We start from the raw sequence: 15,384 nt of genomic DNA on the forward strand, positions 1-15,384 counted from the left end.
TCACCCGATCAACCACCGCCCCCTGGGCATGAAAGGAAGACGAACAATGTGGTTCCAGAAGAACAAGAAGGCCGGAGCGCTCGTCGCGCTGGCGGCGAGCGCCGCGCTGCTGCTGACGGGCTGCTCGGGCGGTAACGCCGGAAGCCCGGACTCGGGATCCGGCGACGGGAGCGGCGCGAGCGTCACCTTCCTGCCGAAGAACCTCGGCAACCCCTATTTCGACACCTCGAGCAAGGGCGGAAAGGCCGCGGTCGAGGAGTTCGGCGGCACCTTCAACGAGGTGGGCCCCTCGGAGGCCACCCCGGATGCCCAGGTGAGCTTCATCAACACCGCCACCCAGCAGGGCGTGGACGCGCTCGCCGTCTCGGCCAACGATCCGCAGGCCATCTGCGATGCGCTGAACGAGGCGCGCGACAACGATGTGAAGGTGGTCACGTTCGACTCCGACACCAACACCGACTGCCGCGACCTGTTCATCAACCAGGCCGACGCCACCGGGATCGCGCAGGTGCAGGTCGACATGATCGCCGAGCAGATCGGCGACGAGGGCCAGATCGCGGTGCTGTCGGCCGCCGCGAACGCGACCAATCAGAACGCCTGGATCGACCTCATGAAGGACGAGCTCGAGGCGAACCATCCCGGCATCGAACTCGTCGAAGTCGTCTACGGCGACGACGACGATCAGACCTCGTTCGACAAGACCGCGGCCCTGCTGCAGACCTACCCCGAGCTGAAGGGCATCGTCTCCCCGACCACGGTCGGCATCGCCGCCGCGGCGCGCTACCTCTCGACCTCCGACGCCAAGGGCAAGGTGGCGCTGACGGGCCTGGGCACGCCGAACCAGATGCGGGAGTACGTGGAGGACGGCACGGTCACCGAGTTCGCCCTCTGGAACCCGGAGGATCTCGGCTACCTGACGGCCTTCGCCGCCCAGGCGCTCGTCTCGGGGGAGATCACCGGCGCCGAGGGCGACACCTTCTCGGCGGGCGAGCTCGGCGAGTACACCGTCGAGGCCGACGGCGTGGTGCTGCTCGGCGATCCCTTCCGCTTCAACGCCGACAACATCGGCGACTTCGACTTCTGAGTCGCCGCGGCTGCGGGCCCGATCGCACGGATCGGGCCCGCAGCCCCCTCACCCGATTCCGTCACGGACCGCCCAGGAGGACCGGATGCGCGTCTGCTTCCAGATGCAGCTGAGGCCCGAGCTGCTCGCCGAGTACACCGCGCGGCACGCCGAGGTCTGGCCCGAGATGCTCGAGGCCGTCGAAGACGCCGGACGCCGCAACTATTCGCTCTTCCTCAGAGCGGACGGCCTGCTCATCGGCTACTACGAGACCGACGACGACGAGCGGGCGCAGCGGCTGCTCGCGGCGGATCCCCGCACCGCCGATTGGGAGGAGCAGATGTCCCGGTTCTTCCTCGCCTCCGACGGTCGCCCCGATCAGGAGGCCCCCCGACTCACCGAGGTCTTCCACCTCGAAGACCAGCTCGCGCGCCACCGTGCGAGCACGCCCCGCGCAGAGCGCAAGACCGATAGAGAGCGCAGATCATGAGTTCGCAGTTGACACCCGAAATCCTCAGCACCCTCGAGCGGCAGGCCATCGAGGTCCCCTCGTGGGCGTACGGCAACTCCGGCACCCGCTTCAAGGTCTTCACCACGCCGGGCACACCGCGCGATCCGTTCGAGAAGATCGCCGATGCCGCACAGGTGCACCGGCACACCGGTCTCGCGCCGGCCGTGGCGCTGCACATCCCCTGGGACCGCGTCGACGACTTCGGCTCTCTGCGCGACTTCGCGGTCGAGCAGGGCGTCGAACTCGGCACGGTCAACTCGAACACCTTCCAGGACGACGACTACAAGTTCGGCGCGCTCACGCACGAAGACGAGCGGATCCGTCGAAAGGCGATCGACCATCACCTGGAGTGCATCGACGTCATGCACCTGACAGGCTCGCGCGACCTGAAGATCTGGCTCGCGGAGGGCTCCAACTATCCGGGTCAGAGCGACATGCGGGCCCGGCAGGATCGCCTGCACGAGTCGCTCGAGGCCATCTACGCACGACTCTCCGACGATCAGCGCCTCGTGCTCGAGTACAAGTTCTTCGAGCCCGCGTTCTATCACACCGACGTGCCCGACTGGGGCACGTCCTACGCGCAGGTCGCCGCGCTCGGCGATCGCGCCATGGTCTGCCTCGACACCGGCCACCACGCTCCCGGCACCAACATCGAGTTCATCGTGATGCAGCTGCTACGCCTCGGCAAGCTCGGGTCGTTCGACTTCAACTCCCGCTTCTACGCCGACGACGACCTCATGGTGGGAGCGGCCGACCCGTTCCAGCTCTTCCGCATCCTCGTCGAGGTGATCCGGGGCGGCGGTCTCGGCCACCCCGATGTGACGTTCATGCTCGACCAGTGCCACAACGTCGAGGCGAAGATCCCCGGCCAGATCCGCTCCGTGCTGAACGTGCAGGAGATGACGGCGCGCGCGCTGCTGCTCGACGGCGACGCGCTCGCGGCGGCCCGCGCCGAGAACGACGTGCTCACCGCCAACGAGGTCTTCATGGACGCCTTCTACACCGATGTGCGCCCGGCCCTCGCCGAGTGGCGGGAGGCGCGCGGCCTGTCGGCCGATCCGATGGGGGCGTACGCGCAGTCCGGGTACCAGCAGCGCATCGAGGCCGACCGCATCGGCGGCACCCAGGCCGGCTGGGGCGCCTAGCCGCACGGCGGGCCTGCCGCGCCGAGCCTTCTCCGCAGCCGCCTCGCGCTACGCCTCGGAGCCGCGAGTTCGCCCCGGGCGTGGCCCGGTCGCCTCGAGAGGCGGTATCATCGTTCAATGAACCATTGTTCGAAGAGGGCGAGGCGGTAGCGCATGGCGACGATCCGCGACGTGGCCCGGCTCGCCGGCGTCTCGGCCGGCACCGTGAGCAATGTGCTCAACCGCCCGTCCTATGTGCGCTCCGAGACGCGCGATCGTGTCATGCAGGCGATCGCCGAGCTCGACTTCGTACCCGATCAGCGCTCGCGCCAGTTCAGGCCGGGCCGCACGCGCACCATCGGCATCGCCGTCGCCGAGCTGGGCAACCCGTTCTTCGTCGACGTCGCGCTCGGGGCAGAGGAGGTGTGCCGCGAGCACGACCTCGGCGTCGTGCTCTGCAACAGCGCGTACGACCCGATCCGCGAATCCCACAACCTCGATCTGCTCGTGCAGCAGCGGGTGCAGGGCATCATCATCTCGCCCGTCGACGAGAACAGCTCGCGCCTCGAGATGCTGAAGGACCGCGGCGTTCCGATGGTGTTCGTCGACCGCGTCGGCGACGACCGCGACGTCTGGTCGGTGGTCGTCGACGACCGAGAGGGCGGAAGGCTGGCCGCGCGGCACCTCGTGAACCGCGGGCACCGCAGGATCGCGTTCCTCGGCCACCCGCACCGATCCCCCAAGGTGAAGCTGCGCTACCAGGGCGCGCGCGACGTCGTGGATCAGTCGGCCGGCGACATCACCCTCGAGCTCGTGAGCGCGTCGTCGTGGACGGTCGAAGAAGGCCGGCGGGTGGGCGCGCTGCTCGCCGCCCGTCAGGAGGACAAGCGGCCGACGGCGGTCTTCTGCGCCAACGACATGCTGGCCATGGGGCTGACCCAGGAACTGCTCCGCGCGGGGCTCGACGTGCCGGGGGACATCGCCGTCATCGGCTACGACGACATCGAGTGGGCTCCGCTCGGCGCCGTACCCCTCACCACGATCGCGCAGCCGCGCGAGGTACTCGGCCGCACCGCCGTGGAGATGATGATCCGGCTCATCGACCGTTCGGAGCCGCTCCCCGAGGCGAACCACATCGTGCTGAAGCCCGAGCTGGTCGTTCGCGAGTCGGCCTAGGGCCGGCTCGCGAACGAACTGGCGAACAGACGGACGAGGCGGCCCCGGCCGAAGCCGGGACCGCCCCTGGGTCATGCGTCGAGCGCCTTAGAACGCGGGCTCCTCGGAGTCGACGTTCTCGGCCGTCACCACCGTGAGGGGGATCGGGAGCCGCTTCTCGACCGTCTCGCCGTCGGCCGCCTGCAGGATCGTCTCGAGCGCGAGCTTGCCGTCCTCGACGGGCGACTGCACGATGGTCGCGTAGAACTGACCAGCCTTGATCGACTCGAACGCGTCCTTCTGACCATTGATGCCGATGATCGGCGGGATCGCGGCCGCGTCCTTGCCCGCCTCGGCCCAGGCGTCGATGAAGCCCCGGGCCATCGTGTCGTCGTTGGCGTAGACGCCGTTGATGTCATCGCCGAACCGCGTGATCAGGTCGCGACTGGCGACGAGCGCCTTCTGCTGGTCGAAGTCGGCGTTGACCGTCTGCAGCACCTCGATGTCGGCGCCCTCGGCCTCGAGCTGATCGGTGAACCCGTCGGTGCGGCCGATCGTCGTGCCGTTGCCGGCCTGACCCGCGATGATGACGACCTTGCCCGTGCCGCCGAGCGCCTCGATCATCGCATCGGCGGAGAGCTTGCCCTCCTCGTAGACGTCGGGTCCGGTGAAGCTCACGACGAGATCCAGCGCCTCGTCATCCATCGGCGTGTTGATGAGCACGACGGGGATCCCCGCCGACTGCGCCTGGATCAGACCGGGGATGTAGGCCTGCGGATCGAGCGGCCAGAGCACGATGCCGTCGGGGCTGCGGCCGATGCAGGTGGTGAGCTGCTCCGTGCCGGTCTGCACGTCGAAGTCCTGGCTGAGCATCGTCACCTTGGCGCCCGCCTCGTCGGCCGCCTCCTGGAAGGCCTTGTTGGCGGGCGTGGCGTAGGCGTGCGACTCGGCCGCCGTGATGTAGCAGATCTCCTTGCCGGCGCCGCCGGCCTCGGATGCGTCGGAGGCGGAGTCGCCCCCGCCGCCGGAGCAGGATGCGAGCAGCAGCGCCGCTGCGAGCGCCGTACCGCTGAACAGTACCTTCTTGATCATGCGATCGTCCTTTCGATTTCTTTCGGTTGGGTGCCGGCGCTCTTCCGTGAGAGCCGGTGCACGAGTGCGGTCAGGGACACGTTGACCCCGCGCTTCGAGTGCGTGAGGCGGTCGAGCAGGATGAGGAGCAGCAGGATCACGCCCGTGACGATGTCCTGCACGTACGCGGGAACGCTCTGGTACTCCATCGCGGTGGTGAGCGAGGCGAGGGTGAGCAGGCCGCCGAGCGTGCCGAGCGCGGAGCCGATGCCGCCCTCGAGGCGGGTGCCTCCGATCACGACGGCCGCGATCGCGGTCAGCACGATCGTGTCGCCGAAGACCGGGGAACCCGTGTTCGCCGCCACCCCGAAGGTGACCCCGGCCACACCGGCCATGAGCCCGCTGAACACGAACGCGCCGAAGAGGTACCAGCGCGAGCGGATTCCGCTCGCCGACGCGCTCGTCGCGTTGCTGCCCACCGCGAAGAGGTTGCGTCCCACGACCGAGCGGGTGAGCCACACGTGGAGGAGCAGGATCAGCACGAGGAAGATCGTGACGCGGGCCGAGAGCGTCCAGACGAGGGGCTGGGTGAGCGGGATCCCGAAGAAGGGATCGATTCCGCTCACGGGCCGGGAATCCGTGATGAGGTGGCAGACCGCTCGGAAGAGCAGCATCGACGCGAGTGTGGCGACCAGCGAGTTGATCCTCAGCACCACCACGAGCAGCGCGTTGAAGGCTCCGGCGACCAGCCCCACCCCCACCCCCACGAGCGCCGCGGGCACCTGTCCGAGCTCGCCCTGCAGCCCCACGGCGGCGATGCTCGAGAGCGCGAGGATCGCCCCGCCCGAGAGGTCGAGCTGCCCCGCGATGAGCACGACCGTCAGTCCGATCGCGATGAGCCCCATCGTCGCGGCCCGGTCGAGCCCGAGGCTGAGCGTGCGCGCGTCGAAGAAGCCGGGCACGAAGGTCGCCGCGATCGCGAGCGTCGCCACGAGGATCACGATCACCCGGTAGCGCACGAGCCCGAGGAGCGCGATCGTCCAGCCGCTCGGGGGCTGGGATGCGGTGTTCACGAGCGTCCTCCCTTCCGTCGGAGGTAGATGTCGAGCGAGACGGCGCCCACGATGAGCAGGCCCTTCGCGATGCCCTGCACGGGGGTCGGCACGCCCTGCAGCACGAGGATGTTGTTGAGCAGCGCGACGAAGAGGAGCCCGCCGAGGGCGCGCGGGATGCTGCCGGATCCGCCGAGCAGACTGATGCCGCCCACCACGACCGCGGTGATCGCGTCGAACTCGTAGCCGATGCCGATGCCGGGGCGGGCCGTCTGCAGCGTCACGCCGAGCAGCACGCCGGCGAGCCCGCTGAGCCCCGCGGTGAGCACGAACGCCGAGGCCCGCGTGCGGGCGAGCGGCACCGCGCTCGCCCTGGTCGCGTCGGGGTTGCTGCCGGCGGCGTAGATCCATCGCCCGAGCGTCGTCCGCGAGAGCATGAGATGGCCCGCCACCGCGACGACGAGGAAGACGATCACGATGATCGGGATCCCGAGCACCCGGCCGTTCAGGAAGGTCTGGGCCGCCTTGTCGGTGCCGTAGACGATCACGCCGCCCACGCTCCACTGCGCGATGCCGAGCACGATGGTGCTCACCGCGAGCGTCGTGATGACCGGGTTGATCCGGGCGTAGCCGATGAGCAGGCCGTTGACGCAGCCCGCCGCGAGCGCGGCGAGGATCGCGACGATCGCCGCGGGCACGGTGCCGATCGCCGGCTGAAGACCGAGGGTCAGGATCGCCCCGACCGCGACCGTCGCCGGCACCGAGAGGTCGGCGAGACCGCGCGTGATGAACACGAGCGCCATGCCGACGACGATGACGCCGAGGATCGAGATGTTGATCAGCACGTTCACGAGGTTGCCGAGCGTGAAGAAGCGGTCCGAGAGGAGCGCCCCCACCACGAGGAGCAGCACGATGCCGAGCGGCATCCCGATGAGGGGCGCGATCCGCGCGGCGAGGTTCGCCTTCGTCACTCTGCTCGTGCCGGGCACCCCCGTCGCGGTGGTGTCGAGTCTGGTGTCGCTCATACCGTCGCCGCCTCTCCTGTCGCCGCGTGCATGACGCTCGTCTCATTCGCCTCCGCGCGGCTCAGCTCCGCGGAGACCCTGCCCTCGTGGAGCACGAAGATGCGGTCGCTCACCGCGAGCACCTCCGGGAGCTCCGAGGAGATCAGCAGGATCGCCGTGCCGGCGGCCGCGAGCTCCCCGATGATCTCGTGGATGTCGGCCTTCGCGCCGACGTCCACGCCGCGGGTGGGCTCGTCGAGGATCAGCACTCGGGGCCGTGCCGCGAGCCACTTCGCGATGACCACCTTCTGCTGGTTGCCGCCGCTCAGGGTGTCGACCGGTCGGTCGATGACCGGCGGCGACACCCCGAGGGCGGTCACCTGATCCTTCGCCAGCTCCTTCTCGCGCGAGCGCGAGATCCATCCCCCCGGTCGACAGCCGTCCCAGCACGGGGAGCGAGATGTTGTCCTTGATCGAAGCGGATGGCACGATGCCGTCGCGCTTGCGATCCTCCGGCACGTAGGCGATCCCGGCCGCGACGCCCTTTCCCGGCGTTCTGGCGTGCACTTCCGCACCGTCGACCCGCACGGTGCCGGACTGCGCCCGGTCGAGGCCGAAGACGGCGCGCGCGACCTCGGTGTGGCCCGCGCCCACGAGGCCCGCGAGGCCGACGATCTCGCCGGCGCGCACGCTGAGCGAGACATCCTCGAAGGCGCCCGAGCGGGAGAGCCCCTCGACCTCGAGTACCGTCTCGCCGATGGGCACCTCCCGCTTGGGGAAGACGTCGGTGAGATCGCGCCCCACCATGAGCCGGATCATCTCCCCCGCGGTGAGGCCCTCGGACTCGCGCGTCTCGATCTGGCGCCCGTCGCGGAGCACGGTGACCCGGTCGGCGAGATCGAGCACCTCGCGGAGCCGGTGGCTGATGTAGATTATGGCGATGCCGTCCTCGCGCATGCGGCGCACCACCTGGAACAGCGCGAGCGACTCGTGCTCGCTGAGCGACGAGGTCGGCTCGTCGAGCACGATGATGCTCGGGCGCTGCGCGTAGGCCTTCGCGATCTCGACGATCTGCTGCTGGCTCACGGTGAGCGAGCCGAGGATCGCGGACGGATCGATTCTCGCGTCGAGGGCCTCGAGCACGGCGACCGCCTCGTCGTGCAGTCGACGGCGCTGGACGAGGCCGAAGCGCGACGGGGTCGCGCCGAGGGTGATGTTCTCGGCGACGGTCAGGTCGGGCACGAGGTTCAGCTCCTGGTAGACCATGCCGATGCCCCGCCTGCGGGCGTCGATGGGGCCGGCGATCCGCACATCCTCACCGTCGAGCCGGATGACGCCCTCGTCGGGCTGGTAGACGCCGGCGAGGATCTTCATGAGGGTCGACTTGCCCGCCCCGTTCTCGCCCACGATCGCGTGGACCTCGCCCGCGTCGACCGCGAGGTCGACGTCGGAGAGGGCCCGGATCCCCGGGAACGACTTGGAGATGCCTCGCATCTCGAGTACCGCGCTCATGCCTCGCTCCTTCCGCCCGCGTCGGCCGATGCCGCGCGGATCTCACTGGGGCCGCACACGAACTCGACCCGGTGGTCGACGCTCTCGCCGGGCTCGAGCACGGGCAGCACGCCGGCCTCGCGCGCGGCGGCGCGGCCGAGGCTCCAGTCGACGTTGGTCGGTTCGAGGCCCAGCACGTAGTGCCCCTCGCCCATCATCTTCCACTGGTGCAGCGCGGGCAACGTCGCGGAGTCGAAGCGGATCGCGAGCCGCAGATCGAGATGCGGGTTGTCGACCGCGACCTCGGCTTCGTCGCACCCGCTGAAATCGTGCTTGAACACCTGCTCGACGTATCCGGCGACGGGTTCCGAGATGCTCCACCAGTCGGCGAGCCCCGTCTCGGCCGCGGCGTCGCGCGGAGTGACCGACTTCGACGGCACCGTGAGCACCGCGGCCTCGTCGAGGAGCGGCCAGCCGATATTGGCGTGGTACAGCACCATGGTGCCCGCGGGGGCGGCCGCTTCGTTCGTGATGTGGTCCTCGATCACGACGCGCGCGGTGCCGAGCGGGATCGTGATCCGCCTGCGGAGCACCAGGTTCTCGCCGAACACGGTGGTCTGGCGCACCTCTCCTTCGACGACGATCTCCTCATCGGTGGTCTCCGCGCGCGTCACCGTGGCGGGGATGCCGCCGACGCGGCCGTGCATCGGGTAATCGACGCCGGCTTCGGTGCTCGGGGGCCCGAACGCGTCGAGGCCGCAGGTCGCGAGCAGCCCGCCGCCGAAGCTGCGGAGCCACTCCGTGCCGGAGTCGACGGTCAGGCCCGGAGCGGGAAAACCGGTCGGCGAGTGCCAGGCGAGGGGCACGCCGCGATAGGTCGCGGCGCCCAGGTCGAGCGCCCGGTCCGGGTGCACGTGCACGGTGAGACCCGCGCCGGAGGTGAGGATCAGCCTGCGCGCGCCTCGCGCGGGACCCTGGGTCTCGACGAGATCGTCGATGCCCGCGAGCTGTCGCGGCGAGCCCGTGCGGCGGCGCGCCTCGGCCGGCGACCGACCGTAGAAGAGAGGGGCGGCGGGCATGATCAGAGTCCGAGCTCTCCGCGCTCGGCCGCCAGCTGCTGGTTGCCCGGCCCGAAGTGCTTGAGCAGCACGAGATCGTCGGTCGCGGAGGTGTTGGTGACCTCGACCCCGTTCTTCGCCGCGGCCGCGGTGATGAAGAACTCATCGCTCGAGAGCTGGCCGTAGCGGATGCTCGCGATCGCAGCGATCGGCAGGTCGTCGAGACGACCGTGACCGGCGACGGCGATGAGCCCGTGCGCGTCGCGATCGGCGATCGTCACGCTGCCGCCCGGAGCCACCGTGAGCTCCTTCGCGCTGAACGCGGACGAGCGGTAGGTGATCCAGCGCTCGACGTACTCGGGCGATCCCGCGCGGCTCTCGATCGTCTCGATCGGGGGCGTGAAGCGGTTGCTCCAGAACTCGGGGTCGACGTTGCGCTCCCAGTCGACGAGTTCGACGATGAAGTCGAGGTCGCCCACGCGGTCGGCCGGCACGTCCTTCCAGAGCAGCTCGTCCGGCACCTCGCGGTTGTTCGACCAGGACTCCGTCATCGCGAAGACGTCGCAGGCGGCCTGCGGTTCGTAGGTGCACATGCTCGCCGGGGCGTGCAGGATGCCGGCCGGCACGTCCCAGCCGGTGCCCGGTGTGATCCGGTAGGCCTTGGAGAGATCGGTGATGCGGTTGTCGCCGCCCGTGAGGAACGCGGCGAACTTGTCGCGCAGCTCGTCGCGGGTGACCTCGGGGTGCAGGCCGAAGAACGTGTAGGGGAACCGGCCGCCGTGGTTGTTCATCTGCGGCGGAAAGTAGTAGGCCTCGGGCTTGCCCGGCTTGCCGACGAGGGCTGCGTGCTCGTCGCGGTGGTGGATGTGGAAGGGCAGGGGGAACTCGTTGTCGAAGAACTTCGAGTACATGGGCCACAGGCCGTGGCTCTCCCAGAGGCCGCCGATGGCGTCGCCCTTCGTGTGGGCGACGAACTCGTCGAGCGGGATCACGCCTCCGGTCGGGTCGAGCACGAGGCTGAGGCCCTCGAACGGGTCGGTGAGCGGGCCGTTCTCGGCGCGCACGGCGCTCGCGAGCCAGCGTTCGTCGATGCCGCCGCGCTCCTTGCCGAGGGGGAAGTAGTCGTCGGGGTGGAGGCGGATGCGGCGGCCGGGAGTGCAGAACGCGCGCGGCACCCAGGTCGGGGCGAGGCGGAGGATGCCGCCCGCCTCGTTCATCGCCCGATCGATCGCGGCCTCGGATCCGGTGACGCCCTCGTAGGGGCCGGCCTGTGCCATGTTCACTCCTTCGTGTCGTGCGCGGTCGCCGCTGTCGCGGCGCTCGTCCTTCAGGTTCATTGAACCAGAAATGTTTCATTGAAGCTACCAGATGGTTTCGCGGAGCGCAAGACCGGCGGAACCGCCCCGCCAAACCGCCCCGCACCCTCGCCCCCGCCGCTCGCGACGACTCAGTATGCTCGGTCGCATGGCGGTGAACAGCAGCGTCGACGGCGAGCGCCGACGGAAAGAACTGGTCGAACTCGTCGAGGCGGCCGGCGAGATCTCGATCGAGGAGGCCCGCGCCCGCTTCGAGGTGTCGGCCATGACGATCCGCCGCGATCTCGAGGTGCTCGAACTCGAAGGGCGGCTCCGCCGGGTGCGGGGCGGCGCGGTGCCGGCGCCCGCCGCCCGCAGCCACGACGATCGGCTCGCGACCCGCAGCGCGGCGAAGCGCGCGATCGCGCGGAAGGCGCTGGCGCTCGTGCCCGTGCGCGGTGCGATCGCGCTCGACGCCTCCACCACCGTGCACGCGCTCGCGGAGACGCTCGGCGAGCGCGACGGGCTCGTCGCCCTCACCAACTCGATCCAGACGTTCGAGGCCCTCACTCGCGCGGGCGGCATCGAGGCGCAGCTGACGGGCGGCCGTCACGAATCGGTCACCGGCAGCCTCGTCGGACCGCTCGCGAACGCGGGGGCGAGGGCCCTGCACACCCGCGTCTTCTTCAGTTCCGCGGCCGCGCTGCACCCCGGCACCGGCACGTCGGAGGCATCGCTCGCCGAGGCCGAGGTCAAGCAGCAGTTCGCGCAGGTCGCCGACCGCACGGTGCTCTGCATCGATGCCTCGAAGCTCGGCGAGCGCTCGACCGGACACGCCCTCGAGCTCGCCGACGTCTCGACGCTGGTGACCGAGCTCGACCCGGCCGACCCTCGCCTCGACCCCTACCGGGACCGCGTCGAGCTGGTGTGACGTGAGTCGGCGACGGGCACCCGGCGGGAGGGCGCCCGCCCCTTGTCTCGAATGTCGTTTCGTGTTACATTCACACGAAACAACACTTTCGGATCAGGAGCCCACATGACCCGCCCCGTCACCGTCGACGACCTCATCGCACGCTCGAACCGGCTGGGAGCCGACAGGAAGAACACCAACTTCGCAGGCGGCAACACGTCGGCGAAGGGCGCAGCCACCGACCCGGTGACGGGCGACGAGATCCAGCTGATGTGGGTCAAGGGATCCGGGGGCGACCTCGGCACGCTCACCCCCGCAGGCCTCTCCGCACTGCGCGTCGACCGGCTGCGCGCGCTCACCGAGGTCTACCCCGGCGTCGACCGCGAAGACGAGATGGTCGCGGCCCTCGACTACTGCCTGCACGGCAAGGGGGGCGCGGCCCCCTCCATCGACACCGCGATGCACGGCCTCGTCGATGCGGCGCACGTCGACCACCTGCACCCCGACTCGGGCATCGCGATCGCCACCGCAGCCGAGGGCGAGGAGCTCACCGCGAAGATCTTCGGCGATCGCGTCGTCTGGGTGCCCTGGCGCCGCCCCGGATTCCAGCTCGGCCTCGACATCGCGGCCATCAAGGCGGCGCACCCGCAGGCCGTCGGCTGCATCCTCGGCGGCCACGGCATCACGGCGTGGGGCGACACCAGCGAGGAGTGCGAGCGCAACTCGCTGTGGATCATCGACACCGCAGCCGACTACATCTCCGAGCACGGCGCCCCCGAGCCCTTCGGCGCCGTCGTAACCGGCTACGAGCCGCTGCCGGAGTCCGAACGACGCGCCCGCGCCGCCGCGCTCGCGCCCGCCATCCGCCGCATCGCGTCGCACGACAGCACGATGGTCGGCCACTTCGACGACAGCGAGCCGGTGCTCGACTTCCTCTCCCGCGAGAAGCTCTTCCCGCTCTCCGAGCTGGGCACGAGCTGCCCCGACCACTTCCTCCGCACCAAGGTCAAGCCGCTCGTGCTCGACCTCCCCGCCACCGCGACCCTCGAGCAGCAGCTCGAGCGCCTCCCGCAACTGCACGAGGACTACCGCGCCGCCTACCGCGCCTACTACGACGCGCACGCCGACGAGACGAGTCCCGCCATGCGCGGCGCCGACCCGCTCATCGTGCTCGTGCCCGGCGTCGGCATGTTCTCCTACGGCAAGGACAAGCAGACCGCCCGAGTCGCCGGCGAGTTCTACCTCAACGCCATCAACGTCATGCGCGGCGCCGAAGCGCTGTCGCGCTACGCGCCCATCGGCGACGCCGAGAAGTTCCGCATCGAGTACTGGGCCCTCGAGGAGGCGAAGCTGCGGCGCCTGCCCGCGCCGAAGTCCCACCAGGGACGCATCGCCCTCGTCACCGGCGCCGCCTCCGGCATCGGCAAGGCGATCGCCACGCGCCTCGCAGCGCAGGGCGCCTGCGTGATCGTCGCCGACCTCGACGCCGAGAAGGCCCGAGCGGCGGCCTCGGAGCTCGGCAGCACCGACGTGGCGGTCGGAGTGGCGGCCGACGTCTCCGACGCCGCCGCGGTGAGCGCCGCGATCGACGAAGCCGTGCTCGCCTTCGGCGGCCTGGACCTCGTCGTCAACAACGCGGGCCTCTCGCTCTCGAAGCCGCTGCTCGAGACGACCGAGCGCGACTGGGACCTGCAGCACGACGTCATGGCGAAGGGCTCCTTCCTCGTCTCGCAGGCCGGCGCCCGAGCCATGATCGCGCAGGGCATGGGTGGCGACATCGTCTACATCTCGTCGAAGAACAGCGTCTTCGCCGGCCCGAACAACATCGCCTACTCCGCCACGAAGGCCGATCAGGCCCACCAGGTGCGGCTGCTCGCGGTCGAGCTCGGAGAGCACGGGATCCGCGTGAACGGCATCAACCCCGACGGCGTGGTGCGCGGATCCGGCATCTTCGCCTCCGGCTGGGGCGCCAATCGCGCCGCGACCTACGGTGTGAAAGAGGAGGACCTGGGCCAGTTCTACGCCAACCGCACGATCCTCAAGCGGGAGGTGCTGCCGGAGCACGTCGCCGACGCGGTGTACGTGCTCACCTGCGACGAGCTCAGCCGCACCACCGGCCTCCACGTACCCGTCGACTCCGGCGTCGCCGCCGCCTTCCTGCGATGAGCACCGCACCCTTCGCAGCGGCGCACGGGGGCACGGGGGCCGACGGCGCCGTCGCCGCCGTCGACCTCGGCGCGAGCAGCGGCAGGGTGATCCTCGGGCGGGTCGAGGACGGCGCGCTGCGCACCCAGCACATCGCCCGCTTCGCCAACGACCCGGTGCGCACCCGCGACGGCCTGCACTGGAATCTGCTCGAGCTCTACCGCCAGGCGCTCGCGGGGCTCGCCCTCGCCGAGCGCGGCGCGCCAGGAGAGATCATCTCGGCCGGCGTCGACTCCTGGGCCGTCGATTACGGCCTGCTGCGCGACGGCCGGCTGCTCGGCGTGCCGTACCACTACCGGGACGCCCGCTGCGAGGCCGGCGTGGCGCGGGTGCACGAGATCGTCGCGCCCGAGGCGCTCTACGCCGCCAACGGCCTGCAGCACCTGAGCTTCAACACGGTCTTCCAGCTCGCCGCCGAGGGCCCGCTGCTCGAACTCGCCGACCGCATGCTGATGATCCCGGACCTCCTGGGCTATTGGCTCACCGGGGTGGCCTCGGCCGAGCTCAGCAACGCGTCGACCACCGGCCTGCTCGACCCCCGCACCCGCACCTGGGACACGGCGCTCGCCGAGCGCCTCGGCCTCTCCCCGCGGATCCTGCCGCCGCTCGTCGAGGCCGGCACCCGACTGGGGCCGCTGGTGCCCGAGGTCGCGGAGATCGTGGGACGGGCCTTCGACGTCACCGCGGTCGCCTCGCACGACACCGCGTCGGCTGTGGCCGCGATCCCGAGCTCGCGCCCCGACTTCGCGTACATCTCGTGCGGCACCTGGGGCCTCGTCGGGCTCGAGCTCGACGCCCCCGTGCTCAGCGAGGAGGCCCGCCTCGCGAACTTCACCAACGAGGGCGGGATCGACGGCACCACGCGGTTCCTGCACAACGTGATGGGCCTGTGGCTGCTGTCGGAGTCGCTGCGGCACTGGTACCCGGGATCCTCGGACGCTCAGCGTTCGAGCCGCCTGCAGGAGCTGCTCGCCGAGGCGTCGCGGCTCGGCGGGCCGGTGCCGCTGTTCGACGTCAACGACCTCTCGTTCATGCCCCCGGGCGACATCCCCGGGCGCATCGACGCCTGGTGCGCCCGGCACGGCGAACGCGCTCCCGGCACTCCCGCCGAGACCGTGCGCTCGATCGTCGAGAGCCTCGCGGCCGCCTTCGCCGACGCCGTGCGCACGGCCGCCGAGCTGGCGGGCCGCGACGTCTCGATCATCCACATCGTCGGAGGCGGATCGCTGAACGCGCTGCTGTGCCAGGCCCTCGCCGACCGCTCGGGCCTGCCGGTGCTCGCGGGCCCCGTCGAGGCGACCGCGATGGGCAACCTGCTGGTGCAGGCGCAGGCCGCCGGCCAGGTCGATCCCGGCCTCGACGCGCTCCGCGCCGTCGCGGCCCGGTCCGCTTCCCTCACGACCTACACCCCCGGCGCACGGTCCCGGTAGGGCCCGGGCGTCGGC

At 70.4% G+C, this 15,384-nt stretch carries 13 protein-coding genes and 1 pseudogene; 7 read left to right on the top strand and 7 right to left on the bottom strand.

All coding sequences use genetic code 11. The features are described from left to right. Positions 1-46 precede the first annotated feature (46 nt). From rhaS to Leucomu_RS14320, 4 genes are all read left to right on the top strand, one after another. On the top strand, positions 47-1,084 hold the full coding sequence (gene rhaS / locus Leucomu_RS14305) for a rhamnose ABC transporter substrate-binding protein (protein ID WP_128387630.1): 1,038 nt from the start codon (positions 47-49) through the stop codon (positions 1,082-1,084). An 85-nt stretch (positions 1,085-1,169) separates the two neighbouring features. Continuing rightward, positions 1,170-1,553, top strand: coding sequence for an L-rhamnose mutarotase (locus Leucomu_RS14310; protein ID WP_017883958.1), 384 nt, complete (start codon positions 1,170-1,172; stop codon positions 1,551-1,553). Next, a complete protein-coding gene (gene rhaI / locus Leucomu_RS14315) occupies positions 1,550-2,719 on the top strand; it encodes an L-rhamnose isomerase (protein ID WP_128387631.1) in 1,170 nt (389 codons plus the stop codon). Before Leucomu_RS14310 ends, rhaI begins: the two co-directional genes overlap by 4 nt. Before the next feature lie 153 nt (positions 2,720-2,872). Further along, positions 2,873-3,874, top strand: coding sequence for a LacI family DNA-binding transcriptional regulator (locus Leucomu_RS14320; protein WP_017883960.1), 1,002 nt, complete (start codon positions 2,873-2,875; stop codon positions 3,872-3,874). An 87-nt stretch (positions 3,875-3,961) separates the two neighbouring features. On the opposite strand, the gene Leucomu_RS14325 is transcribed toward Leucomu_RS14320, so the two are convergent. The 7 genes and pseudogenes from Leucomu_RS14325 to Leucomu_RS14350 all read right to left on the bottom strand — a co-directional run bounded on the left by Leucomu_RS14325 (position 3,962) and on the right by Leucomu_RS14350 (position 10,806). Further along, on the bottom strand, positions 3,962-4,945 hold the full coding sequence (locus Leucomu_RS14325) for a sugar ABC transporter substrate-binding protein (protein WP_128387632.1): 984 nt from the start codon (positions 4,943-4,945) through the stop codon (positions 3,962-3,964). Continuing rightward, on the bottom strand, positions 4,942-5,997 hold the full coding sequence (locus Leucomu_RS14330; RefSeq protein ID WP_128387633.1) for an ABC transporter permease: 1,056 nt from the start codon (positions 5,995-5,997) through the stop codon (positions 4,942-4,944). The genes Leucomu_RS14325 and Leucomu_RS14330 overlap by 4 nt, the downstream gene beginning before the upstream one ends. Beyond that, positions 5,994-7,001, bottom strand: a complete 1,008-nt coding sequence (locus Leucomu_RS14335; RefSeq protein ID WP_128387634.1) for an ABC transporter permease — start codon at positions 6,999-7,001, stop codon at positions 5,994-5,996. The genes Leucomu_RS14330 and Leucomu_RS14335 overlap by 4 nt, the downstream gene beginning before the upstream one ends. After that, the gene (locus Leucomu_RS15790) at positions 6,998-7,555 is read right to left on the bottom strand and encodes an ATP-binding cassette domain-containing protein (RefSeq protein ID WP_267128505.1); all 558 of its coding nucleotides are present in this window, start codon (positions 7,553-7,555) and stop codon (positions 6,998-7,000) included. Before Leucomu_RS15790 ends, Leucomu_RS14335 begins: the two co-directional genes overlap by 4 nt. Next, positions 7,476-8,492: pseudogene (locus Leucomu_RS14340) on the bottom strand (sugar ABC transporter ATP-binding protein); the annotation flags it as partial. The pseudogene Leucomu_RS14340 and the gene Leucomu_RS15790, both read right to left, overlap by 80 nt. After that, entirely contained in the window at positions 8,489-9,550 is a 1,062-nt protein-coding gene (locus Leucomu_RS14345; RefSeq protein WP_128387635.1) for an aldose 1-epimerase family protein, read from the bottom strand. The gene Leucomu_RS14345 and the pseudogene Leucomu_RS14340, both read right to left, overlap by 4 nt. A 2-nt stretch (positions 9,551-9,552) precedes the next feature. Next, the gene (locus Leucomu_RS14350; protein ID WP_164884579.1) at positions 9,553-10,806 is read right to left on the bottom strand and encodes a cupin domain-containing protein; all 1,254 of its coding nucleotides are present in this window, start codon (positions 10,804-10,806) and stop codon (positions 9,553-9,555) included. A 187-nt stretch (positions 10,807-10,993) separates the two neighbouring features. Here Leucomu_RS14350 and Leucomu_RS14355 point away from each other — a divergent pair, with 187 nt between their 5' ends. The 3 genes from Leucomu_RS14355 to Leucomu_RS14365 all read left to right on the top strand — a co-directional run bounded on the left by Leucomu_RS14355 (position 10,994) and on the right by Leucomu_RS14365 (position 15,369). Next, positions 10,994-11,755: a DeoR/GlpR family DNA-binding transcription regulator gene (locus tag Leucomu_RS14355; protein WP_164884580.1), complete on the top strand. Its 762-nt coding sequence runs from the start codon at positions 10,994-10,996 to the stop codon at positions 11,753-11,755. Positions 11,756-11,860: 105 nt separating this feature from the next. Beyond that, entirely contained in the window at positions 11,861-13,900 is a 2,040-nt protein-coding gene (locus Leucomu_RS14360) for a bifunctional aldolase/short-chain dehydrogenase (RefSeq protein ID WP_128387638.1), read from the top strand. Next, positions 13,897-15,369 carry a rhamnulokinase gene (locus Leucomu_RS14365; RefSeq protein WP_128387639.1) on the top strand — a complete coding sequence of 491 codons (1,473 nt, stop codon included), beginning with the start codon at positions 13,897-13,899 and terminating at the stop codon, positions 15,367-15,369. Before Leucomu_RS14360 ends, Leucomu_RS14365 begins: the two co-directional genes overlap by 4 nt. Positions 15,370-15,384 lie beyond the last annotated feature (15 nt).

The sequence above is a fragment of the Leucobacter muris genome (genome assembly GCF_004028235.1).
GTDB lineage: Bacteria > Actinomycetota > Actinomycetes > Actinomycetales > Microbacteriaceae > Leucobacter > Leucobacter muris.